We start from the raw sequence: 23936 nt of genomic DNA, 5'->3' as shown, positions 1-23936 counted from the left end.
CGCCGCAGCGTCGTATGCCCGGGGCACCTAATATCTGCGCATGGCAGAGGGCGGAGCGATGAGGCGCGGGGAAGCGGGCGGTACGGCGGGATTCTGGGCGCCCGGGACACAGATCCTGTGGCGGTACCGGGAGAACGGCGGCGCGCGCATTCACATCGCGCGCCCCGTCACGGTCGTGCGCGACGACCCGGAGCTGCTCGCCGTGTGGATGGCGCCCGGCACCGAGTGTGTGAAGCCGGTGCTCGCCGACGGTACGCCCGTGCACGAGGAGCCGCTGGGCAGCAGGTACACCAAGCCGCGCACGGTGCAGCGGGACCGCTGGTTCGGCACCGGTGTGCTGAAGCTGGCGCGGCCCGGTGAGCCCTGGTCGGTGTGGCTGTTCTGGGATCCGGACTGGCAGTTCAAGAACTGGTACGTGAACCTGGAGGAGCCGCTGGCCCGTTGGGCGGGCGGGGTGGATTCCGAGGATCACTTCCTGGACATCTCCGTGCACCCGGACCGCGGCTGGCACTGGCGCGACGAGGACGAGTTCGCGCAGGCCCAGCGGGACGGGCTGGTGGACTCCGCGCTGGCCGGGAGGGTGCGCGAGGCCGGGCGGGCGGCGGTGGAGGTGATCGGCTCCTGGGGGCCGCCGTTCTCGGACGGCTGGGAGGACTGGCGCCCGGATCCGTCGTGGACGGTACCGTCACTGCCACAGGACTGGGACCGCACTCCGGCGCATGTGTCCTCGTGAGACCCTTGCTGCGCCCCCGGGCGGGAAACGTAGGATCGTCCTCCGCAAGGGCGCGGGGCACTCAACAGCGGAGCGCGCGCCGGGCTTGACCGATCGTCACCGAGGGGCGGCAGGACGTGAGCGAGGGGTACGGAAACACCGGTGCCGGCCAGGAACGGTCGGCCGGCGGCACAGGAACAACCTCTGACCACGCGGGAAATCCGTTCCGGGGGCAGGTATTCCGGGTATCGGAGTTTCGGCGGGACGAACCGCGCGCACAGCGTGCGCCGGACGGATGGACTCGACACGCGTGACGGAGCAGCCGACCTCCTTCGAGCGCCCCCAGCCGGGCGTGGACCCCGCGGATCCCCGCGGGGCGCTCTTGCGTACCCCGTCACCGGCCGGCGTGCCGGACACGGGAGCCGCCTTACCCGTACAGAGCCGCTCCGGCGGTGATCCCGCCGCGCCGGGGGCCGCGTCCCCGGGGTCGCCCGGGGCCGGCTCGCCGGGGACGGTGACACCCGGCGGTACGGACCAGGACCCGGCGGGGCCCGGCTCCGAGCACTCCCAGCCGGGCGCCGGGCAGGACGCCGAGCCGGACGCGCACCGGCCGCGGCCCGCGCCCGAGGGCATCCCGGTGCAGCCGGCCGCGGGATCCGGCCGTGCGGCGCCGGGCACCGACGGGCAGGAGCGCCGTACCGGGCAGGTCACCCCGCCCGGGCGGCCGACGCCGATGCGGCGGGACGGGGACCGGCTGCGGTTCGTCGGTGCCGCGACCCGGCGGATCGCCCGCGGTATCGACCTGGACGAGATCGTGATGGGGCTGTGCCGGGCCACCGTGCCCACCTTCTCCGACGCGATCCTGGTCTATCTGCGCGATCCGCTGCCGGTCGGCGACGAGCGGCCCACCGGCCCGCTGATGCTGCGGCTGCGCCGCACCGACCGGATCCCCGCCGAACGGGACACCGAGGGCGGGTTCACCCCGGTCGCCCCGCCGGAGCCGTCCGAGCTGGACTCGGTCGGCGCGGAGCTGTGCACGGTACGGCCCGGCAGTGCGCTCGCCGAGGTGCTGCGCGGCGTACGGCCGGTGTTCACGGACGCGCCGGCCGCCCGCGCCGCGCTGCCCGAACTCCTGGGTGAGCAGGGCGCGTCGGTCGTTCCCGAGGGGCAGCGGGCGATCCTGGCGCCGCTGCGCGGCCGGCGCCGGGTGATCGGCGCCGCCCTGTTCCTGCGCCGCCCCGAACGCGACCCGTTCGAGGCCGACGATCTGCTGGTCGCCGCGCAGCTCGCCACGCACAGCGCCCTCGGCATCGACAAGGCGGTGCTGTACGGGCGGGAGGCGTACATCGCGGACGAGTTGCAGCGCACCATGCTGCCGGAGAACCTGCCGCGCTGCACCGGCGTACGGCTGGCCACGCGGTATCTGCCGGCCGCGGAGACCGCGCGGGTGGGCGGTGACTGGTACGACGCGATTCCGCTGCCCGGAAGCCGGGTCGCGCTGGTCGTCGGTGACGTCATGGGGCACTCCATGACCTCCGCGGCGATCATGGGTCAGCTGCGCACCACCGCGCAGACCCTGGCCGGGCTCGACCTGCCCCGCAGGAGGTGCTGCACCATCTCGACGAGCAGGCGCAGCGGCTCGGCGTGGACCGCATGGCGACCTGCCTGTACGCGGTGTACGACCCGGTATCGCATCGCATCACCATCGCCAACGCCGGTCATCCGCCGCCCATCCTGCTGCATCTGGGCGGGCGGGCCGAGGTGCTGCGGGTGCCCGCGGGCGCGCCGATCGGCGTGGGCGGGGTGGACTTCGAGGCCGTGGAGCTGGACGCGCCCGCCGGGGGGACCCTGCTGCTGTACACCGACGGCCTGGTGGAGTCCCGGCTGCGCGACGTGTGGACCGGCATCGAGCAGCTGCGGGAGAAGCTCGCCGCGACCGCGCAGCTGACCGGGCCGGACCATCCGCCGCCCCTTGAGGCGCTGTGCGACGAGGTGCTGGACATGCTCGGCCCGGGTGACCGGGACGACGACATCGCGCTGCTCGCCGCCCGCTTCGACGGGATCGCGCCGAGCGATGTGGCGTACTGGTTCCTGGAGCCGGAGGACGCCGCGCCCGGCCGGGCCCGCCGGCTGGCCCGGCGGGCGCTGTCCCGCTGGGACATGGAGGACCTCAGCGACTCGGTGGAGCTGCTGGTCAGCGAGGTGGTGACCAATGCCGTGCGGTACGCGACGCGGCCGGTCACGCTGCGGCTGCTGCGCACCGATGTGCTGCGCTGCGAGGTCGGCGACGACGTGCCGCAGCTGCCGCGGCTGCGGCAGGCGCGCGCCACGGACGAGGGCGGGCGCGGACTGTATCTGGTGAACCGGCTGGCCCGGCGGTGGGGCGCCACCCGGCTCAGCACGGGCAAGGTGGTGTGGTTCGAGCTGAACCACGGCTGAGCGGCCGTACGACGACGCGAGGGGCGCCCGGTGGGTCACCGGGCGCCCCTCGCGTCTGTCGTCTACTGCTCCTCGTCGTCCTCCGGGTCGCCCGGCCCCTCCGGGATGCCGAACGTGGGCGGCGCCGAGGGCGTGTTCGTCGGCGGCTCCGACGTCGGCGTCTGGCTCGGCGGCTCCGACGTCGGCGTCTGGGACGGGGTCTCGGACGGCGCCTCGGTGGTCGGCTCCTGGGTCGTCGGCTCCTGGCTCGGCGTCTGCGACGGCGACTGGGTGTCCGGCGGCGAGGTGCTGGGCCTCACCGCGGCGCCCTGCTTGGTGTCCAGGTCGAACTCGGTGACCTCGTCCATGACGCCGAAGGTGTACGCCGCCCAGATCTCCGCGGGGAAGCCGCCGCCGTTGACGCGGTAGTCGACGCCGCCCGCCCGGTACATCGGGACCTGGCTGTGGTTCTTCTCGTCCTCGCCGAACAGACCGACGGAGGTGACCAGGTCGGGTGTGAAGCCGGTGAACCAGGCCGACTTGTTGTTGTCGGAGGTACCCGTCTTGCCGGCGACCTGCTGGCCGTCGCGCAGGGGGTTCTCCCGCACCGACGTCCTGGCCGTACCGTCGTCGACCACGCCGGTGAGCACGGAGGTCACCGTGTCGGCTGCCTCGCGGCTGATGACCTGCTCGCCGATCGGGTCGGGGAACTCGACCCTGCGGTCCTTGTGCTCGACCGACTTCACGACGGCCGGGGTGACCTTCTTGCCGTGGTTGTCGAGGGTGGCGTAGACGCCGGCCATCTCCAGCGGGCTCGCGCCCATACTGCCCAGGGTCTGCGCGGGCACGGCCTCCATGCCCTCGGTCTCCATGCCGAGCCGGCCCGCGACCCGCACGACCTCGGGCATGCCGACGTCGATGCCCATCTGCGCGAAGACCGAGTTGACGGACTTGTTCATCGCCTCCTGAACGGTGATGTCGCCGTAGTCGACGTCGTCCTCGTTGGGGGGCGCGAAGCCGACCTTGCGGGTGCCGTCCATCACGGGGCGCTTGCTCGTGCCGTCGTAGATCGTGTCGGCCGTGATCGGCACGCCGTCCTGGGTCTCGGCGTCCTGGTCGACGGCCGCGGCGAGGATCACCGGCTTGAAGGTGGAGGCGGGCTGGTAGTCGTCGCGGGTGGCGTTGTTGGTGTAGTGCTTCACGTAGTCCACGCCGCCGTACATCGCCACGACCGCTCCCGTCTTCGGGTCCACGGAGACGGCGCCGGCCTGGACGTCGGCGTCGACCGCGCGCTTGCCGGGGTCCAGCTTGCTGGTGAGCCGGGTCTTGACCGCCTTCTCCAGCGCGGCCTGCTTCTTCTTGTCGACGTTCAGCGTGATGGTGTAGCCGCCGAGGTCGACCAGGGCCTTGGCCTGCTCCAGGTCCTCGGCGATGCCCTGGGCGACGAGCTGCTGCTTGAGCGCGGTGTTGGCCGCCTCGACCAGGTACCCGGTCTGGCCCTCCATGCCGGGAGCGGGCCTGGGCTCCTCGGGGGTCGGGAACTCCATGGCCTGGCGGTCGGCCCGGTCCAGCCACTTCTGCTCGACCATGTTGTCCAGGACGTAGTTCCAGCGCTCCTGGACCAGCCGCTTGCCGGTGTCGCTGGCGATCGCCCAGTCGTACTGGTTGGGCGCCTGGAGCAGCGCGGCGAGGTACGCGCCCTGCCCGACCGTCAGGTCCTCGGCGTCGACGCGGTAGTAGGCCTGGGCGGCGGCCTGGATTCCGTAGGCGCCGCGACCGTAGTAGCTGGTGTTGATGTACCCGGCGAGGATGTAGTCCTTGGACTTCTCCCGGTCCAGCTTCAGGGAGATGACCAGTTCCTTCAGCTTGCGCGAGACCGTCTGTTCCTGGCTCAGGTAGTAGTTCTTGACGTACTGCTGGGTGATCGTCGAACCGCCCTGCGCGCCCTTGCCGGACAGCGTGTTGAGCACACCGCGCGCGGTGCCCCGGAGGTCGACGCCGGAGTCCTTGTAGAAGGTCTTGTTCTCGGCGGCGACGAAGGTGCGCTGGACGTCCTTGGGGACCCTGGCCAGCTCGACGATCTCGCGGTTGCGCTCGCCGTCGCGGGCCATGATGCTGCCGTCACTGTACTTGTACACGTTGCTCTGCAGCTCGGCGTCGGCGTTCCCCTCGGGGATGCCGATCATCATGTACAGCACGATGAAGGCGCCCATGCCGAGCAGGCAGAGGCCGAAGAAGGTGCCGAGGATCTTCTTCCAGGTGAAGAGGCGGCGTATGCCGGTGCGGCCCGCCGCACCCGACGAGCGGCGGCCCTCGGGTGCCGCACGGCGCCCACCGCGCTGTCGTGCGCGTCTTTCTTCCGCTCGTCCCATGCGTCCGTTCCGCTCCGCTTCGTTCGTGTGTGCTCGGCAGCCACACCAGTTCGTCGCTCAGGTCAGCTCAGAAAGCTAACACCGAGAGCTATGACAAAGGGCTGACGATCCGGCCTTTACGGGCGTGACAATCAGCACCCGCCCCAACGGAACCGACGTACGAGAGGGGTGTGAGGTTGCCGCGACCGAGTAATGTGATATCACTTAGATAGACAAGCGCTAGCCGCGCAGACCGGCATGGCAGGCGCACGGAGAAACGGGGGACCACCCATGTCCACACATGACGCACATGACCCGCAGGCCGTACAGGCCGCGCAGGCCACGGCCGACGTGCCCGAGATGCCGGCCCCGCGCGTGCGGGAGTTCACGGCGCACAGCATCGGCGGCGGGCTCGCGCTGCTGCTCGGCCTGGTCGGGCTGTTCATCGGCGCGACGCTGATCGTCACCGCCACGGCGGTCAGCGGGGCCGGCGCGAAGGCCGTACTGATCATCGGCGGCATCCTGGTCGCACTCGCGGCGTTCCTCGCGATGTGCGGGCTGAACATGGTGGCGCCGGGCGAGGCGCGGGTGGTGCAGCTCTTCGGCCGCTACCGGGGCACGATCCGGCAGGACGGGCTGCGCTGGGTCAACCCCTTGACCGCGCGCACCAAGATCTCGACGCGCGTACGCAACCACGAGACCGCCGTCCTGAAGGTGAACGACGCCTACGGCAACCCGATCGAACTCGCCGCCGTCGTGGTGTGGCGGGTGGAGGACACCGCGCAGGCCACCTTCGAGGTGGACGACTACATCGAGTTCGTCTCCACCCAGACCGAGGCGGCCGTGCGGCACATCGCCATCGAGTACCCCTACGACGCCCACGACGAGGACGGCCTCTCGCTGCGCGGCAACGCCGAGGAGATCACCGAGAAGCTCGCCGTGGAACTGCACGCGCGCGTGGAGGCGGCCGGTGTGCAGATCATCGAGTCCCGCTTCACGCACCTCGCGTACGCCCCCGAGATCGCCTCGGCGATGCTCCAGCGGCAGCAGGCCGGCGCGGTCGTGGCGGCGCGGCAGCAGATCGTGGAGGGCGCCGTGGGCATGGTCGAGTCGGCGCTGACCCGGATCGCCGAGCAGGACATCGTGGACCTGGATCCGGAGCGCAAGGCGGCGATGGTGTCCAACCTGATGGTCGTGCTGTGCGGGGACCGCTCCGCACAGCCGGTCCTCAACACGGGGACGCTCTACCAGTGACGACTCCTTCCGAGGGGGCAGCCCCCAAGGGCCGGCCGCAGCGCAAGCAGGTGCTGCTGCGGCTGGACCCGGCGGTGTACGAGGCACTGGCGCGCTGGGCCAACGACGAGCTGCGCTCGGCCAACGCGCAGATCGAGTTCCTGCTGCGGCGCGCGCTTCTGGAGGCGGGGAGGCTGCCGGGTGAGGCCGGGCCGCTGCCCCGCCGGGGCCGGCCTCCCGGGGGATCCGCCCCCGGACCCCCGCCGGCCTGAACGGCCTCGTCCTCGAGCGCCGGACGGGCCGGCCCTCGCCCGGCGTTCAGTGGCAGAACCGTGACAATCGGCTCCCACCTGGGCTCTTCCTCACCCCGCACCGCTCTGCACACCGTGCGTATACATAGCGCGTATACACCGTGTGTAGAGTGCTCGGCATGTCCATCGGTCACACCCTTCTGGGACTCCTGGAATCCGGCCCGCGCCATGGTTACGACCTGAAGCGGGCCTTCGACGAGAAGTTCGGTCACGACCGGCCGCTGCACTACGGCCAGGTCTACTCGACGATGTCCCGCCTGCTGAAGAACGGGCTCGTCGAAGTCGACGGCATCGAGGCCGCCGGCGGCCCCGAGCGCAAGCGGTACGCGATCACCGAGGCCGGCATCACCGATGTCGAGCGCTGGCTCGCCACACCGGAGAAGCCGGAGCCGTACCTCCAGTCGACGCTCTACACCAAGGTCGTCCTCGCCCTGCTCACCAGCCGCGACGCGGCCGACATCCTGGACACGCAGCGCTCGGAGCATCTGCGCGGCATGCGGATCCTCACCGACCGCAAGCGCAAGGGCGACCTCGCCGACCAGCTCATCTGCGACCACGCCCTGTTCCACCTCGAGGCCGACCTGCGCTGGCTGGAGCTGACCGCGGCGCGTCTCGACAAGCTCCGTGAGGCGGTGGCCCGATGAACTCCGCTCCCCCCGGTTCCCTCCTCGCGGCCCGGGACCTGCGCAAGGTCTACGGCCCGACCACCGCGCTCGACGGTGCCGCCTTCTCCATCCACCCCGGCGAGGTCGTCGCGGTGATGGGCCCCTCCGGCTCGGGCAAGTCGACGCTGCTGCACTGCCTCGCCGGGATCGTCATGCCCGACTCCGGGTCGATCACGTACAACGGGCGTGAGCTGACCGCCATGAGCGACAGCGAGCGCAGTGCGCTCAGGCGCTCGGAGTTCGGCTTCGTCTTCCAGTTCGGCCAGCTCGTGCCGGAGCTCACCTGCGTGGAGAACGTCGCCCTGCCGCTGCGGCTGAACGGCACGCCCCGCAAGGAGGCCGAGCGGGCGGCACTGACCTGGATGGAGCGGCTGGAGGTCGACGACGTCCGCGCAAAGCGTCCCGGCGAGGTGTCCGGCGGTCAGGGGCAGCGGGTCGCCGTGGCCCGTGCGCTGGTCACCGGCCCGCGCCTGCTGTTCGCCGACGAGCCGACCGGCGCGCTGGACTCCCTCAACGGCGAGCGGGTGATGGAACTGCTCACCGACGCCGCCCGGTCCGCCAACGCCGCCGTCGTCCTCGTCACGCACGAGGCGCGGGTGGCCGCGTACTCCGACCGCGAGATCGTCGTACGCGACGGCAGGTCACGGGACATGGAGCGCGTCGTATGAGGGCGGTGCAGTGGGCGCGGGATCTCGCCATGGGGTCCCGGTTCGCCTTCGCCGGCGGACGCGAGGGATGGGTCCGTGCCCTGCTCACCGCCGTCGGCGTCGGACTGGGGGTGGCGCTGCTGCTGCTCACCACCGCCCTGCCGGGCGCGCTGGCCGAGCGGAGCCGGCGGGAGGAGGCACGCCTCGACTACACCTACAGCCGGGAGGTCATGCCCAAGGCCGACGACACCCTGGTCGTCGCGGACACCGACACCGAGTTCGACGGCCAGGGCGTCCGCGGCCGGTTCCTCGAGCCGGAGGGCGACGGGGCCCCGCTGCCGCCGGGTCTGCGGGAGTTCCCGGCGCCGGGTGACATGGTGGTCTCCCCCGCGCTGCAGGAGCTGCTCGACTCGGACGGGGGCGGGCTGCTGCGGGAGCGGCTGCCGTACGACATCGTCGGCACGATCGGCGAGCAGGGGCTGATCGGTTCGCAGGAACTCGCCTACTACACGGGCGGCAAGGGCCTCGCGGAACGGATCAACAACTCGACGGTGGCGCGCATCGACGCCTTCGGGTCCCCGCAGCCGAGCGAGCAGGAGACCGATCCGGTCCTCGTGCTGCTGGTCCTGGTCGTCTTCGTGGTGCTGCTGATGCCGGTCGCCGTGTTCATCGCCGCGGCCGTGCGGTTCGGCGGCGAGCGGCGCGACCGCAGACTGGCGGCGCTGCGGCTGGTCGGCTCCGACGGCGGCATGACCCGGCGGATCGCCGCGGGCGAGGCGCTCGCCGGGGCGCTGCTCGGGCTGGTGTTCGGCACCGGTTTCTTCCTGGCGGGGCGTGAGGTGGCGGCGTCGTTCGAGGTGTTCCAGGTCAGCGTCTTCCCCAGCTATCTGAACCCCTCGCCGCTGCTGGCGCTGCTGGTCGCGGTGGCGGTCCCGGCGGCCGCGGTGCTGGTGACGCTGTTCGCGCTGCGCGGGGTGGTCATCGAACCGCTGGGCGTGGTGCGTACGGCGCGGCCCTCGCGCCGCCGGCTGTGGTGGCGGCTGCTGCTGCCGCTGGCCGGGGTCGGCATGCTGGTCCCCATGATCGGCCAGGGCCGGGACGGCGGCGCCTTCAACCAGTATCTGGTCGTCGGCGGTGTCATGTGCCTGCTCGTCGGGATCACCGCGCTGCTGCCGTGGATCGTGGAGACGGTCGTCGCCCGGCTCGGCTCGGGCAGCGTCTCCTGGCAACTCGCGGTACGCCGCCTGCAGTTGAGCAGCGGAGCGGCGGCCCGCATGGTCAACGGCATCGCGGTGGCGGTGGCCGGCGCGATCGCGCTGCAGATGCTGTTCGCCGGGATCGAGAGCGACTACACCGAGAACACGGGCTACGACGTGTCGCGGGCCCAGATGCAGGTGCAGGTGCCCAAGGGCACGGACCTCGCTCCGGCCGCGGCGAAGTTCGAGAAGACCAAGGGCGTACGCGAGGTCTACGCCCTGTCCGAGGGTTATGTGGGCGACCGGCCCTGGCGGCAGCAGCCGGAGCGCGTCGTCCAGCTGACCATCGGCGACTGCGCGACCCTGCGCGAGGTGGCGAAGCTGCCCTCGTGCGAGGACGGTGACGTGTTCTCGGTCCGGGGCGGCGCGTACGACACCGACACCCCGTCACTGAGCGAGCCGGGCCGGAAACTGTACCTGGAGACGGCCGGCGGTGACAGCAGTCGGGAGGACGTCGTCTGGACCCTTCCGGAGGGGCTGAAGCGGGCCGACTCCGTCGAGGACCCGACCGGCACGAAGCGCGGTGGCTTCCTGATGACGTCGGGCGCGGTGCCCGCGGACATCGGGAAGGCGATCAGCGGGGACCTGTACCTGGCGGTGGACGACTCGGTGCCGTACGCCCACGAGTACATCCGCAACGCGGCCGCCGTGATCGACCCGATGACCGAGCCGATGGTGTGGTACGCCACCGAGCGCTCGGAGCGCTACGACTCCATCCGCACGGGTCTGTCCGTCGGTGCCACCGCCGTACTGGCGCTGATCGGGGCGAGCCTGCTGGTCTCCCAGCTGGAACAGCTGCGCGAGCGCCGCAAGCTGCTGTCGGCCCTGGTCGCCTTCGGCACCCGGCGGCGCACGCTGAGCCTGTCGGTGCTGTGGCAGACGGCGATCCCGATCGGCCTGGGCCTGCTGCTCGCCTCGGCGGTGGGCATGGCCCTGGGCGCGGTGCTGCTCCGGATGACCTCGACGTCGGTCGACGTGCACTGGACGAGCGTGTTCCGGATGACCGGCGCGGGTGCGGCGGTGGTCCTCCTGGTGACCCTGCTGAGCCTTCCGCCCCTCCTCCGCATGATGCGCCCGGACGGCCTGCGCACGGAGTAGGCCGCCGGACCGCACACCCGGGGTGGGCAGGTCCCGTGCGGGACCTGCCCACCCCGCGGCGGTTTCCGGGACCTCGGGCCCCGGGGACCGCGGTTCGCACCGGAGCCCCGCCCTCGCCGGGGCGCGGTCGCCGGCCGGAGCGAGCGCGCGGGGGCGGATCGCGGGCGTACGAGGGCCGGGCCCGGGGTTCGTGCGGGCGAGTCAGTGGCCCACTGTCCGTACCGGCAGGTCGCGCAACGCCTCGCGCAGGGCCGCTGCCAGTTGGCCGTACTCCGATGCGCGGGCCGCGCCCGTACGCATGGCGAGGGCGATGCGGCGGGTGGGGGCCGGGTCGGCGAAGACACCGGTGAGCAGGCGGCTGGAGCGGGTGGTCTCGACGTCGACGGCGGTGCGCGGCAGCAGCGTCACCCCGAGGCCCCCCGCCACCAGTTGCACCAGCGTGGACAGCCCCGCCGCCGTGGTCGTGGCCGGGACGCCCGCACGGCCGGCCTCGCGGCAGATGTCCAGGGCCTGGTCGCGCAGACAGTGCCCCTCGTCCAGGAGGAGCAGGTTCAGCTCGCGCAGCGCCTCGCGGGGAATGCCCTCCCGGCCGCCGAGCGGGTGATCCAGCGGCGTGACCAGCACGAAGTCCTCGTCGAAGAGGGGGAGTTCGGTCACGCCGGGCACGGCGAGCGGCACGGCGAGCAGCAGCAGGTCGAGCCGGCCGCCGGCCAGCCCGTCCAGCAGGTTGGCGGTCTGCTCCTCGTGCACCTGGAGGTCGAGGTGCGGATAGCGGTCGTGGACCAGCCGCAGCACGGTGGGCAGCAGATACGGCGCCACCGTCGGGATCACGCCGAGCCGCAGCGCCCCGGTGAACGGCGCCCGCAGCGCGTCCGCCTCCTCCATCAGCGCCCCGACCTCCGCCAGCACGGCCTTGGCGCGGACGGCGAGCTGTTCCCCGGCCGGCGAGAGCAGCACCTTGCGCGTCGTACGCTCCAGGAGGGTGACGCCCAGTGTCTCCTCCAGCGCCGACACGGCTCCCGACAGGGCCGGCTGGCTCATCCCTATCGCCGCCGCGGCGTCCCGGAAGTGCAGATGCTCGGCCACCGCGGCGAACGCCCGGAGCTGCGCGAGACTCGGTTGCCTGCGCCTATTACCCACAGTCACTGATAGCTACCTCCGATCAACATGACCGAGTGTAGCTATTTCACTAATCAATGCACCCTGTGCCAACATCATCCGAGTCCAACCCATGGGAAACGCCTGTAATCCGGGTGTTTCTTCGCTGCAAGGAGAGCCTGTGCTCACTGTCGGTGACAAGTTCCCCGAGTTCGAACTGACCGCCTGCGTCTCGCTGGAGAAGGGCAAGGAGTTCGAGACGATCGACCACAAGACCTACGAGGGCAAGTGGAAGATCGTGTTCGCGTGGCCCAAGGACTTCACCTTCGTGTGCCCGACCGAGATCGCGGCGTTCGGCAAGCTGAACGACGAGTTCGCCGACCGCGACGCCCAGGTCCTCGGTTTCTCCGGCGACTCGGAGTTCGTCCACCACGCCTGGCGCAAGGACCACGACGACCTGCGTGACCTGCCCTTCCCGATGATGGCCGACTCCAAGCACGAGCTGATGCGCGACCTGGGCATCGAGGGCGAGGACGGCTTCGCCAAGCGCGCCGTCTTCATCGTCGACCAGAACAACGAGATCCAGTTCTCCATGGTGACCGCCGGCTCCGTCGGCCGTAACCCCAAGGAGGTCCTGCGGGTCCTGGACGCCCTGCAGACCGACGAGCTCTGCCCGTGCAACTGGAGCAAGGGCGACGAGACCCTGGACCCGGTCGCGCTGCTGGCCGGGGAGTGACCTGACATGTCGCTCGACTCCCTGAAGTCCCGCATACCGGACTACGCCAAGGACCTCAAGCTCAACCTGGGCTCGGTCATCGGCAACTCCGACCTCCCGGCCCAGCAGCTGTGGGGCACGGTGCTGTCGACGGCGATCGCCTCGCGCTCGGCCATCGTGCTGCGCGAGCTGGAGCCGGAGGCGAAGGCGAACCTGTCGCCGGAGGCGTACACGGCCGCCAAGGCCGCCGCCGCGGTGATGGCGATGAACAACGTCTTCTACCGCACCCGCCACCTGCTGTCGGACCACGAGTACGGCACCCTGCGCGCCGGTCTGCGGATGAACGTCATCGGCAACCCGGGTGTCGACAAGGTCGACTTCGAGTTCTGGTCCTTCGCGGTCTCCGCGATCAACGGCTGCGGCATGTGCCTCGACTCGCACGAGCAGGTGCTGCGCAAGGCCGGTGTGGAGCGCGAGGTCGTCCAGGAGGCGTTCAAGATCGCCGCGGTGATCCAGGCGGTCGCCGCCACGCTGGACGCGGAGGCGGCGCTCGCCGAGTGACCCGCGCCCCGTCGCATGACAGCGGGCCCGTCCACCGAGACCGGTGGGCGGGCCCGCTGCCGTACGGACGGGGCACAGCCGTCGGGTGCGTCCCTACGGCTCGCGCGTGTCGCCCGGCCGCTCCTCCTCCGTCGGCGGCTGCGGACCGGGCTTCGATCCGGGCGCCGTCGGTGCCGGGGCGTCCGGTGCCGGGGTGTCCGGTGCCGGGGTGTCCGGTGCCGATATCGCCGTGGCGCCCCGGGGCTTGGGGTACTGGCGTACGGCCGCCTCGAGGGAGAACGCGCGCAGATAGCCGACGACGGTGTTGGTGACCGCGACCAGCGGTACGGCGACCACGGCGCCGCCGATGCCGGCCACCATGCCGCCCGAGGCGACCGCCAGCACCACCGCGAGCGGATGGACCCGGACCGCCCGGCCCAGGATGAACGGCTGGAGGATGTGCCCCTCGATCTGCTGCACCGCCAGCACCACCACCAGCGTCATGACGCCCGTGAACACCCCCTGGGTGACGAGCGCTACGACCACCGCCAGCGCACCCGACACCACCGCGCCCACGAGCGGGATGAACGAGAACAGGAAGATGAAGACGGCGAGCGGCACCGCCATCGGCACATCGAGGAAGTAGATGCCGAGGCCGATGAAGATCGCGTCGATCAGCGCCACTATCACCGTGCCGCGCACATACGCGGTGAGCGTGCGCCACGCGACCGGGCCCGCACCGGCGACTCCCGGACGGGCGGCGGCCGGGACGAGCTTGAGCGACCACTCCCAGATCCGCTTGCCGTCGTAGAGCAGGAACAGCGTCGAGAAGACCGCCAGCAGGATGCCGGTGAGCGCCTCGACGACGACGGTCACGCCCTCCAGGCCCGCCGAGGTGATCTGCTCGGTGTTGGCACCGACCGCCTCCCGCAGGTTCTTGGCGATCTCGTTGATCTGCTTGTCGGTGACGTGGAACGGGCTGTTGAGCAGCCAGTTGCGCAGCTCGTCGATGCCGTCCTGGATCTGGTCGGAGAGGTGGTCGATGTTCTCCATGACCTGCCAGGTCACGAACCAGCCGATGAGGCCGATCACGACGAACCCGAACAACGCCGTGAGCGCGGTGGCCGGCCCGCGCGGCACGCCGATCCGCGTCATCCGGGCCACCGTCGGCTGGAGCAGCGCCGTGATCAGCAGCGCGGCCACGAACGCCAGCACGACCAGCTGTACGGCGCTGATGACCCGCATGAGCACCCAGAGCGTGCCGGCCAGCACCAGCAGCCGCCAGCCGGCCTCGGCCGCGACCCGTACTCCCCAGGGCACGGCCTGCGCGGGGTCGGGGCGGGCCGGGACGACGGCGGCGTACTCCACCGGTGGTGGTGCCTGGTCGGGGCGCGGGACGGTCTCCTGTTCGGGCTCCGCGTCGGGCGGGCGGCCCCCCTCCACCTCGGCGCGGCGCTCCTCCAACCGCTTGCTGACCTCGGTCAGTCCGGCTCCGACCCGGCCGAGCCACCTTGGCACTCGCGACATGATCCGTCCTCTTCCCCCGTATCTCCCCACCACTCCCCCCTGGAGTCGTCGGTCAGACCGTACATGGCGAAAGCCCCGCACCGTAGGACGGTGTGGGGCTGTGCCGGGGTTGAGCGGGGCCGGGGGCGAGGGGCTCCCGGTACTTCTAGTACCAGTTGTTGGCCTGCCAGAAGTTCCAGGCGCCGCACGGGCTGCCGTAGCGGTCGTTCATGTAGCCCAGACCCCACTTGATCTGGGTGGCCGGATTCGTCATCCAGTCGGCTCCGGCGGAGGCCATCTTGGAACCCGGGAGCGCCTGCACCAGCCCGTAGGCGTCGGAGGTGGGGTTGTCGGCCCGGTAGTTCCAGCTGGACTCGTGGTCCACGATGTTGCTGAAGCACTGGAACTGGTCGGCGGGCACCAGCTGGCGCGCGATCGCCTGGACGTCGGCGACCGAGTACGAGCTCTGGACGGCGATCTCGGAAGCGTCACGGGCCGCGTCGCGGCTGGCGGCGGCCTTGGCCGCAGCGCGCTCCTTGGCCTCCTGCTCCGCCTTCTCGGCGGCTTCCTGCTTCTTCGCGATCGCGGTCTCGGCGGCGGCCTTGCGGGCGGCCTCCTCCGCGTCCTTCTTCGCGGTCGCGTCCGCGGCGATGGCCATCGTTTCGGCCTGCTGCGTCAGGGACGCGGTCTGCACCTGGGCCTGCTGGCCCGCGGGGATGTCCGCGAGCAGCGTGGTGCCGCTTGCCGTCGCTTCGGCGTCGTTGTTCTGCGCGGTGCTGCCCGAGGCAACGCCGACAACGCTTCCGACAGCGGTGACCGCCGTGGCCGAAGCCACTGCGAATCCCCGGACCGAGATCCGGCTCACACGGTTTCCTTCCAGCATCGCCCGCTTCGGTGACCCTCGCGGACGCAATCGTGCCCCTGGCACTGGCCTCCCCAACTGCGGGTCACGGGAGGCACGGGCCCGGTGGGCAACTCCCGCGAGAGGAGCGCCGCGTGGTGCTTCGGGCGGCATACGACGGCGCTATGCAGTTGGAGCTGGGCTTGCTGTGGTCACGTACCTCCCCCACTGCCTCGAAGGCGTGGGAGGTACCCCCAGGGGTACAGGTGTGTCGTATGCGGGGCCTGACAGGAGTGAGACTCTGCCGTAACCCGACGGTGCAAGGCAATTCCCCGTTGCGTGTGAAAGCTCACATCCCGTTTGGCCCTAGGGAATCTCGGAAATCCGCACACACGCCGACGCCGCCCGGCTAGGCTCTTCGCCTTTCCGGACGGCGCCAACCAGTCGGTAACCGACCCGTTTTGGTACGCGAGGGTCAGATCTGCCCGTCCTCGAGCATTTCGGTCACAAGGGCGGCGATCTGGGACCTCTCGGACCGGGTCAGGGTGACATGCGCGAAGAGCGGATGCCCCTTCAGTTTCTCGACGACGGCGACCACACCGTCGTACCGACCGACCCTCAGATTGTCCCGCTGGGCGACATCATGGGTCAGAACGACCCGCGAATTGGCCCCGATCCGGGACAGAACGGTCAGCAGTACGTTCCGTTCCAGCGACTGCGCCTCGTCCACGATCACGAACGCGTCGTGCAGTGAGCGGCCCCGGATGTGGGTGAGCGGCAGGACCTCCAGCATGCCGCGCGCGGTGACCTCCTCGATGACCTCCCGGCTGGTGACCGCCGACAGTGTGTCGAACACCGCCTGCGCCCAGGGGCTCATCTTCTCCGCCTCGGTACCGGGCAGATAGCCGAGCTCCTGCCCGCCCACCGCGTACAGCGGGCGGAAGACCATCACCTTCTGGTGCTGCCGGCGCTCCAGCACCGCCTCGAGCCCCGCGCAGAGGGCCAGCGCCGACTTGCCGGTGCCGGCCCGGCCGCCCATGGACACGATCCCGACGTCCGGGTCGAGCAGCAGGTCGAGGGCGATCCGCTGCTCGGCGCTGCGGCCCTTGATGCCGAACGCCTCCCGGTCGCCGCGCACCAGCCGGACGGTGCCCTCGGCGGTGACCCGGCCGAGCGCCTTGCCGCGCTCCGACTGGAGGGTGAGTCCGGTGTGCACCGGGAGATGAGCGGCTTCGGGCACATGGACGTGCCCCTCCTCGAAGAGGATGTCCACCTGCTCGCCGGGCAGGGTCAGTTCGGACATTCCGGTCCAGCCGGAGGCGTCCGTGATGGCGAGCTCCGCGCGGTACTCCTCGGCGAGGAGGCCGACGGAGGACGCCTTGATCCTGAGCGGGAGGTCCTTCGACACGACGGTGACGTCGAACCCCTCGGCCTGCAGATTGCGGGCGACCGCGAGGATGCGGGAGTCGTTGTCCCCCAGGCGGTAGCCACTGGGCAGCACGCTGGGGTCCGAGTGGTTCAGCTCGACCCGCACGGTTCCGCCGAGGTCCCCGGTCGGAATGGGGGCGTCGAGACGGCCGTACCGCACCCGGTAGTCGTCCAGCAGACGCAGCGCCTGCCGGGCGAAGTACCCGAGTTCGGGATGGTTCCGCTTGGCCTCCAGTTCCGTCACCACGACGACGGGGAGCACGACCTCGTGCTCGTCGAAGCGGCTCAGGGCGTTCGGGTCGGCCAGCAGGACGCTGGTGTCGAGAACATAGGTGCGCCGGTCTGGCTTGTGGCGCTTTGCGCTGGTCACCACGGAAGGACGTACCCCCTCGGATGAGGTCGGGGAGCGACGGAGTGGAAGCTGGGCCGGGAGGGTGGGAACATTCCGACCGGTGGACGGCCGCCCTGCGCAGCGGGCCGAGAACCGGCCCTCCGCTGCTTCTTCCGTGCCGTGACCGCACGGTCGTGCTGTAGCAAGGGGCCTCCCGGGCGGACGGCCCCGAGCCGCCCGCTGAGATCCGACACCCGTGGTTCGGGTGTCGACCTGCCAGGGTTATTCCCTCCATCGAGCGCTGCCATGCCACGGCATATGACGGCGCCCCGGTGAACAGCGCGTGTCGACCGGGGCGGGAGGAGGGTTGACGAGGCCGTTCAGCCGCCGAAGCGCCGGTGGCGGGCGGCGTAGTCGCGCAGCGCGCGCAGGAAGTCGACCTTGCGGAAGGCCGGCCAGAAGACCTCGCAGAAGTAGTACTCCGAATGCGCGGTCTGCCAGAGCATGAATCCGGAGAGCCGCTGCTCACCGCTGGTACGGATGACGAGGTCCGGGTCGGGCTGGGCCCGGGTGTAGAGGTGACGTCCGATCATGTCGACGTCGACGGCCTCGGCGAGCTCCTCCATCGAGGTGCCCTTCTCCTGGGCGTCGGCGAGCATGGACCGCACCGCGTCGGCGATCTCCTGACGACCGCCGTATCCGATGGCGACGTTGACCACTATCCCGTCGACGTGCGCGGTGGCCTCCTCGGCCTCCTTCAGGGTGGTCTGCATCCCGGAGGGCAGCAGATCGGGCGTGCCGACGTGATGCACGCGCCAGCGCCCGTCGGCCGCGAGGGTGCGCACCACGTCCTCGATGATGCCGAGCAGCGGGACGAGTTCTTCCTTCGGCCGGTCGAAGTTGTCCGTCGACAGCAGCCAGAGGGTGACGACCTCGACGTCCGTCTCGCTGCACCAGCCGAGGAACTCCTCGATCTTCTCCGCGCCGACCCGGTGGCCGTGGACGGTGCTGGAACCCGCGGCCTTCGCCCAGCGGCGGTTGCCATCCATGATGACGCCGATGTGCTTGGGCACCTGAGCGGTGTCCAGGTGGCCTTCCACCCGGCGTGCGTACAGCCTGACCAGCAGGCCCCGCAGCTTGTCGCGCAGGTTCACGTGATCGTCAGCCCCTCCGTACGGATCGGACAGGCGCGGCACCCTGCCGCGTCGCGCGGCAAGCGGCCCGGTCTCGGCCGCGGGCGGCCCCTGTCCGTATGGCGGTCCCCGGGGGCGAAGCCTACCCCCGCCGGGGCGGGGGTCCCCAAAGTCCGGGGTGGCGCGTTTGTCGGCTCTGTCGGCTGTGCCGCGGTGGTGTCGGCCCTGTCGGGTCCATCGGCCGTCTCAGCCGGGTACGGCGTCTCAGCCGGGTCCGCTGTGCCGACGGGGTACGGCGTGCCGGCGGAGTACGGCGTGCCGGCCGGGTCCGCTGTGTCAGCCGTGCCCGCTGCGTCAGCCGTGCTGCGGTGGCACGCCGTGTGCGCGGTACCGCCGGAACCACTGCCCCGCCGAACCCTGACCGAGCAGAACGATGACGGCGATGGCGGCGCCGAGCCACAGGACGCCGAGCAGGACGCCCTGGCCCATCGCGCTGAGGCCGAACAGGATCTGGACCGAGGCCAGGACGATGGAGGCGACGCGCACGCCGTTGCCCGCCTTCGGGTACTGGAACGCCAGGACGCACAGCACCGCGGTCGCCAGGTACGACCCGGCGAACCGGCCCGCGGAGTAGGCACCGGCACCGGCTGCGACCAGGACGGTGAGCAGCACGGCGACTCCGGTGGTCGCGAAGATCACGATCTGGGCGGCCCGCACGGAACCGGGCATGGCCGGGGGCTCGGAAGGGCCGTAGTAGGGCACGGCACCTGCCCAGCCGTGGGGATGAACGCCGGACAGGGGGTACGGCGCGGCGCCCGGGGGCGAGGGGTACGGCGGGTGGGCCGGTGGAGCGCCGTAAGGGCCGGGGGCCTGAGCGCCGTAGGGGCCGGGGGCCTGGCCGGGCGGCTGACCGTACTGGCCGTACGCGCCCGGCGGGCCGTACCGGCTGGGCCCGCCGGGCTGACCGTGGGGCTGCGCGGGAGGCTGATGAGGCGGTGTCGGATGCTCGTTCGACATGTCTGGACTCTAGCCAGGGGGCGTCACGGGACGGGACTCGCCGGCCTGGCGCGGGGCCGGGCGGGACGGCAAGAAAAAACGGGCCGGTCCGTGGGGGGGAGACGGACCGGCCCGAGGGGGGGTTTCCACCATAACCCTTCGTAAGTGATGCTGCGCGCATTGGCGGCCCACAACTACTCTCCGAAGTCGCCCGACGACGCCCCGATGGCCCTGGAAGCGGTGATTCAGGGGCTTCTTATGGCTGAAACCCGGCGAAATCCTGCGAAAACAGAGCACTGGAGGGATCGGCGTGCAGGATGTGACACCGGGACGCCGGGCCCCACCGCACTCTTCCGGCCGTCCCCCCGACGGGTGACCCCGACGACGACATCCGCTTGACCCTGCCCCGTGACCGTGTGGGCACTTACGGGCGCGGGGTGCGGCCTGCCCCGGTCTTGCGGGCGTGGAAGAGGTGACGGGTGCTGTGGGCCACGAAGGCCCCCTCGGCCTCGATCCGCTCATGCAGGGCGCGCAGCTGCGGCAGGTACGCCTCGACGGTGAAGTCGGGAACCATCCAGATCACCTTGCGCAGGAAGTGGACGACGGCGGCGATGTCGTAGAACTCCACGCGCAGCCGCTCGGCCCGCAGATCGACGATCTCGAGCCCGGCGGCCTCGGCCGCGCGCCGTTCGCGGTCCGGATGCCGCGCGTTGCGCCGGGCTTCCGGCTGCGGTCCGACGAAGTGCTCGACGAGTTCGTAGACACTGCTGGGCCCGACGTGCTGGGCGAAGTAGGCGCCACCGTCCTCCAGCACCCGCGCGATCTCCGCCCAGGGAGCCACGACGGGATGCCGGCTGACGACGAGGTCGAAGGCACCGTCGGCGAAGGGCAGTGGCGCGTCCTCGGGCAGGGCGACGACGGCGACACCGCGGGCCCGCAGCAGGGCGGTGGCCTTACGGACGTTGGGCGGCCACCCCTCCGTGGCGACGGTGAGCGGCGGGCGCCGAAGCGCTCTGCCGAGGGCGACGTCCAGAACCTCCCCTCCCCCGGTCTGCAGGTCGAGTACGGCACCGGCGCCACCCAATCGCTCGGCCAGCGCGGTGGCATACCCCCAGGAGGGCCGGGCCTCGGTGGCCCGGCCCTCGAACCAGGAGAAGTCCCATCCCTCGGTGGGGACGGAGGCGCCTTCGGCGAGAAGCTCCTCGAACGTGCGCGTCTGCTGGTCGGACATGAACCGACCTTGCCCGAACGCGGCCTCGTCTGTCGCTTCCTTTTCCCCGCGCACGGGCGGGCGCTCACGGCACCAGCGGCCGCACTTCCTCCGCCACGAACCGCACGAAGCCCTCGGGGTCCGGCTCGTCACCGGTCGGCTGGATGACGACCGAGTCGGCCCCGGCCTCGGCCAGCCGCTCGACCGCCTTGGCGACGGCACCTGCGTCCCCGGCCACCCCGAGATCCGTGTCCCCGCCCACCCCTTCGGCGACCAGATCGGCACGCACCCGCTCGTCGGCGCCGGGACCCGTGGCGGCGAGCAAGTAGACGACGACCTTGTGCGGGCCGTCATCACGCCCCGCCGCGCCCCGCCCCTCGTCGATGAGCCGACGTGCGCGCCGTACCCCCTCGGGTGAGGTGGCGCAGGTGAGGATGGTCCCGTCGGCGGCCTCACCGGTGAGCCGCACGGTACGGGGCCCGGTGGCACCGGCGAGCACCTCGACCGGGCCCGGTGGCGGCCAGTCGAGGGCGACGTCGTCGAGCGTGACGTACCGCCCCTCGGTCGTGACCCGCTCCCCGCGCAACAGGGCACGCAGCGCGACGAGATGCTCCCGCAGCAGGGTGAGGGGCGACTCGGCACGCGCTCCGACCTGCCCCATCCAGTCCTGCACACCGTGTCCGACGCCGAGGATCGCGCGCCCGGGGAACATACGGTGCAGGGTGGCGGCCTCCATGGCAGTAATGGCGACGTTGCGCAACGGCACGGGCAGCAGTCCTACCCCGACCCGCACCCGCTCGGTCCACGCCAGCGCGGCCGCGGCGGTCGAGATGCCGCCCTCCCGGAAACAGTCCTCCCACAGCCAGAGCTCGTCCAGCCCTGCCTCATCCGCGAGCCGGGCGACGGAACGGAGACGTTCGGGGGCGAGCTGGGGGCGGAAGACTGCGCCGAGTGTGGTCATGACGGGGGTCCTACCCGGGGAGGGGTGGGTGGGTAACTTCGATGCCGACGGCACGAAGCCGGCGGTCAATGTGGACGGTGTCACCCGGGTGCTGGATGTGGACGGCTGACACGCACGTACGCGCCGGGCCCCGCACAGCGCCGAGGATGTCGAACGGCGCTGTGCGCGGCGAGGCGTTCAGCGGTTGATGGCCTGGATCTCCTGGACGACGACGTCCTGGGTCGCTCCGAAGTCGCCGTCGGGGAGGTCGCCGCCCGCGCCGTCGGTGCCCGTCCAGTGGATCTCCCAGGTGACCGTGGCCTGGAGCGGGAACGAGCCGTCGCCCGAGGAGCGCAGGTACTTCACCCCGCACGGCGGCGTCTCGTCCGCCTTGCCCTTCGCGTAGGGCTCGCCGATCCGGCCGTCGTTGATTTCGCAGACACCCGAGGCCGGGTACGTCTCCGCGTCCGGGGTGCCCGGCTTGATCTGCAGCGAGACCGGCTCCGCCGTGGCGGTCGCCTGGATGCCGATCGTCGGCACCGACGCGGTGACCGAGACCGGCTTGAACTCCGCGCCGTCCAGCCACGCCCAGGTCGGCAGGTTCACCTTGGTCGCCTCCGCCGGGGCCAGGGTCACCTCGGTGCCCGGGACGCGGATCTCCGCGTAGGCGAGTTCGGCGAGGACCTCCGGGGTGACGGCGTTCTCGATGCCGGGGGGCGGAGGGTCGCCCTTGTCCACCCAGAAGTAATCCTTGTCGCAGGAGTCCCAGCCGGGCGGGTAACTCTCGTTGACGTACGAGCCCCACCAATAGCCTTCGCCGGACTTGTCCTTGTTGAAGCCCTTCTTCTCATCGTCGGCGTTGTACTTCTCCCGCTGCTCGGCGTCCCACTGGTAGCCCGTCGACTCGGCCTCCCAGATCGGTTCCAGGTACTTCTGCAACTGCTCGGGGGTGTACTTGGGGGCGTACCAGCAGGGTGGGGGTGTCCATGACGTGGACGACGTCAGCGCCCCTGCGGAACCGCCGCCGCCGTTCTTCGAACGGTCGAAGACGATGCCGCCGACGGTTACCGAGACGGTTCCGTCGTCGCCGACATCGGCGTTCTGTTCTGTCTCGCCGTCGGTGCCGCCGAACCCCTTCTCCGCGTGTGCGGGCGTCGCAGCGGCAAGGATGAGGGTGACGATCCCCAAGGGAAGCAGCAGGCGTCTGCCTCGGATCACGGCTGGCACTTGGCGCTCCCCCTCTGAGAAGTCAGGCGCTCGGTGACCCACACGCCGCTCTCGTTCTTGCGCAGGGTGCCGGCGTAGATGACATAGGCGTTCTTCGTGACCGGTGTGACATCGGTCTTGCCGCTCTTCAGGAACTTGTTGAACGCCTTGCTCTGGTCCTCGCAGTACACGAGGGCGGCGGTTCCGTCATCCCTGATCGTCAAGCTTTCGTTGTAGTAACGGGTCACCCCCGTCGTGCGTGCCTCGTGGTCGACGAATTCCTGGATGTACTTCTGGCTGCTCGCAGCGGCCACACCCTCGGAATAGAAGCGATAAGCCTCATGCAGCGGATCCTGTTCGGCGATGGCCATGTCCACGGCCTTGATGCGCTGCTCGGCGTCGCTGAGCACGGCGTCCTTCGCCTGGTCTCCCGTCTTGTCCCACTCGAACTTGTAGGTGACGTCGGACGGCAACTCGATCTTCGGGCGGTCGGCCGCGGCAGGGGTCGACGCACTCGGGGACGCCGACTCCTCACCGCCCGTGTCAGCTCCCGCGATCTTGTCGTTGTCCTTGGCGGAACTGTCGTCGTCGCTTCCGCATGCGGACAGCGTCAGGGCCGCGGTGGCGGTCAGCGCGAGCGCTGCGAGCAGGGTGGGGCGGCGGTTCACGGTCGGCTCCCGGTGGGGCGAGGCTTCTCTTGAGCGGACCCAAGCTATCCGCGTCATGAGTGACGACACCAGAGTGACTGATGCCAACCCGTGGGAACCAGTACACAATTGCAACAGAACACCCCCGTCGCCCGCCCCCGGTGAGCGGTCTACTTGCCGCCGGCCTCCGCGAGCGTGTGCGCGACGAGGGCGTTGGCGTGGCCGTGACCCAGCCCGTGTTCGGCCTTCAGCCAGCTGACGAGCTCCATGTGCTTGGTCAGGGGCGAGGAGCGGATAAGGTCCTTCCACTCCGCAATCGGGCGCCCGTACTTCTTCTCGATGGAGGGGAAGTAGCTGGCGGGTCCCTTGGCGGCGTCAGCCATGTCGGTCCTTCCGGTGACGGTGCGGTGTTGTCGCTCGTATGACCGACGGAGGCGGACCGCGTCATCGGTCGTCGCATGTGTTTGGCGTCACACTTCAGATCGTGGGCAGCCGCTCGGCCGTCCAACGCCCGAGCGGCGTCGTCCGCTGATCGTGGCGTGCGGCGCGCTCTCCCTCCGGAAGGCGCGTCCGGGAGATCCGTCTTCCCGCTCGCCGGCGTTGTCAGTCCGTCCTACTAGGGTCCGGATCACAGTCGCCGCCCTGCCGTGCGAC

The 23936-nt window shown here is 70.9% G+C and carries 20 protein-coding genes and 1 pseudogene; 9 read left to right on the top strand and 12 right to left on the bottom strand.

From position 1 onward, the window contains the following. Positions 1–40 precede the first annotated feature (40 nt). Together fomD and IE178_RS09445 are read left to right on the top strand one after the other, a co-directional pair. Entirely contained in the window at positions 41–733 is a 693-nt protein-coding gene (gene fomD / locus IE178_RS09450; RefSeq protein WP_193511935.1) for a cytidylyl-2-hydroxypropylphosphonate hydrolase, read from the top strand. Between the two features lie 274 nt (positions 734–1007). After that, positions 1008–3151 (top strand): annotated as a pseudogene (locus tag IE178_RS09445) (SpoIIE family protein phosphatase). 62 nt (positions 3152–3213) lie between these two features. Here the strand turns inward: IE178_RS09445 and IE178_RS09440 are convergent. Continuing rightward, positions 3214–5502, bottom strand: a complete 2289-nt coding sequence (locus IE178_RS09440; RefSeq protein ID WP_193511934.1) for a transglycosylase domain-containing protein — start codon at positions 5500–5502, stop codon at positions 3214–3216. A gap of 270 nt (positions 5503–5772) precedes the next feature. Between IE178_RS09440 and IE178_RS09435 the strand changes: the two genes are divergently transcribed. From IE178_RS09435 to IE178_RS09415, 5 genes are all read left to right on the top strand, one after another. Continuing rightward, positions 5773–6735, top strand: coding sequence for an SPFH domain-containing protein (locus tag IE178_RS09435; RefSeq protein WP_193511933.1), 963 nt, complete (start codon positions 5773–5775; stop codon positions 6733–6735). Next, positions 6732–6986 carry a type II toxin-antitoxin system antitoxin gene (locus tag IE178_RS09430; RefSeq protein WP_193511932.1) on the top strand — a complete coding sequence of 85 codons (255 nt, stop codon included), beginning with the start codon at positions 6732–6734 and terminating at the stop codon, positions 6984–6986. Before IE178_RS09435 ends, IE178_RS09430 begins: the two co-directional genes overlap by 4 nt. 158 nt (positions 6987–7144) lie before the next feature. Beyond that, a complete protein-coding gene (locus IE178_RS09425; RefSeq protein ID WP_184761261.1) occupies positions 7145–7669 on the top strand; it encodes a PadR family transcriptional regulator in 525 nt (174 codons plus the stop codon). After that, positions 7666–8358 carry an ABC transporter ATP-binding protein gene (locus IE178_RS09420; protein WP_193511931.1) on the top strand — a complete coding sequence of 231 codons (693 nt, stop codon included), beginning with the start codon at positions 7666–7668 and terminating at the stop codon, positions 8356–8358. Before IE178_RS09425 ends, IE178_RS09420 begins: the two co-directional genes overlap by 4 nt. Next, a complete protein-coding gene (locus tag IE178_RS09415; protein ID WP_193511930.1) occupies positions 8355–10691 on the top strand; it encodes an ABC transporter permease in 2337 nt (778 codons plus the stop codon). Before IE178_RS09420 ends, IE178_RS09415 begins: the two co-directional genes overlap by 4 nt. A 201-nt stretch (positions 10692–10892) precedes the next feature. Here the strand turns inward: IE178_RS09415 and IE178_RS09410 are convergent, their stop codons facing one another. Then, positions 10893–11837 carry a LysR substrate-binding domain-containing protein gene (locus IE178_RS09410; protein WP_438874364.1) on the bottom strand — a complete coding sequence of 315 codons (945 nt, stop codon included), beginning with the start codon at positions 11835–11837 and terminating at the stop codon, positions 10893–10895. A gap of 133 nt (positions 11838–11970) precedes the next feature. Between IE178_RS09410 and IE178_RS09405 the strand changes: the two genes are divergently transcribed. Next, a complete protein-coding gene (locus tag IE178_RS09405) occupies positions 11971–12525 on the top strand; it encodes a peroxiredoxin (RefSeq protein WP_030859927.1) in 555 nt (184 codons plus the stop codon). A gap of 6 nt (positions 12526–12531) precedes the next feature. After that, positions 12532–13065: an alkyl hydroperoxide reductase gene (locus IE178_RS09400; protein WP_184761257.1), complete on the top strand. Its 534-nt coding sequence runs from the start codon at positions 12532–12534 to the stop codon at positions 13063–13065. Between the two features lie 93 nt (positions 13066–13158). Here the strand turns inward: IE178_RS09400 and IE178_RS09395 are convergent, their stop codons facing one another. The 10 genes from IE178_RS09395 to IE178_RS09350 all read right to left on the bottom strand — a co-directional run bounded on the left by IE178_RS09395 (position 13159) and on the right by IE178_RS09350 (position 23665). Beyond that, positions 13159–14571 carry an AI-2E family transporter gene (locus tag IE178_RS09395; RefSeq protein WP_193511929.1) on the bottom strand — a complete coding sequence of 471 codons (1413 nt, stop codon included), beginning with the start codon at positions 14569–14571 and terminating at the stop codon, positions 13159–13161. 145 nt (positions 14572–14716) lie between these two features. After that, positions 14717–15415, bottom strand: coding sequence for an aggregation-promoting factor C-terminal-like domain-containing protein (locus IE178_RS09390; RefSeq protein WP_438874363.1), 699 nt, complete (start codon positions 15413–15415; stop codon positions 14717–14719). Positions 15416–15866: 451 nt separating this feature from the next. Then, positions 15867–17192: an RNA 5'-3' helicase PhoH2 gene (gene phoH2 / locus IE178_RS09385; protein ID WP_184761254.1), complete on the bottom strand. Its 1326-nt coding sequence runs from the start codon at positions 17190–17192 to the stop codon at positions 15867–15869. Positions 17193–17530: 338 nt separating this feature from the next. Then, positions 17531–18304 (bottom strand): isoprenyl transferase, encoded by a 774-nt coding sequence (locus IE178_RS09380; protein WP_184761253.1) that lies wholly within the window; start codon positions 18302–18304, stop codon positions 17531–17533. Positions 18305–18637: 333 nt separating this feature from the next. Beyond that, positions 18638–19300 carry a hypothetical protein gene (locus tag IE178_RS09375; protein WP_193511928.1) on the bottom strand — a complete coding sequence of 221 codons (663 nt, stop codon included), beginning with the start codon at positions 19298–19300 and terminating at the stop codon, positions 18638–18640. Between the two features lie 403 nt (positions 19301–19703). Further along, complete coding sequence (locus IE178_RS09370) at positions 19704–20510, bottom strand: methyltransferase domain-containing protein (protein ID WP_193511927.1); 807 nt, start codon at positions 20508–20510, stop codon at positions 19704–19706. A gap of 64 nt (positions 20511–20574) precedes the next feature. Next, positions 20575–21450, bottom strand: a complete 876-nt coding sequence (locus IE178_RS09365; protein WP_184761251.1) for an LLM class flavin-dependent oxidoreductase — start codon at positions 21448–21450, stop codon at positions 20575–20577. Between the two features lie 177 nt (positions 21451–21627). Beyond that, positions 21628–22656 carry a hypothetical protein gene (locus IE178_RS09360; RefSeq protein WP_438874362.1) on the bottom strand — a complete coding sequence of 343 codons (1029 nt, stop codon included), beginning with the start codon at positions 22654–22656 and terminating at the stop codon, positions 21628–21630. Further along, on the bottom strand, positions 22644–23303 hold the full coding sequence (locus IE178_RS09355; RefSeq protein WP_193511926.1) for a hypothetical protein: 660 nt from the start codon (positions 23301–23303) through the stop codon (positions 22644–22646). The genes IE178_RS09360 and IE178_RS09355 overlap by 13 nt, the downstream gene beginning before the upstream one ends. A 149-nt stretch (positions 23304–23452) precedes the next feature. Beyond that, positions 23453–23665: a DUF4287 domain-containing protein gene (locus tag IE178_RS09350; protein ID WP_184761248.1), complete on the bottom strand. Its 213-nt coding sequence runs from the start codon at positions 23663–23665 to the stop codon at positions 23453–23455. Positions 23666–23936 lie beyond the last annotated feature (271 nt).

This window comes from Streptomyces griseoloalbus (assembly GCA_014650015.1).
GTDB lineage: Bacteria > Actinomycetota > Actinomycetes > Streptomycetales > Streptomycetaceae > Streptomyces > Streptomyces griseoloalbus.
Note: the sequence above shows the minus strand (reverse complement) of the source record. Positions and strands in the feature narration are given on the sequence as shown.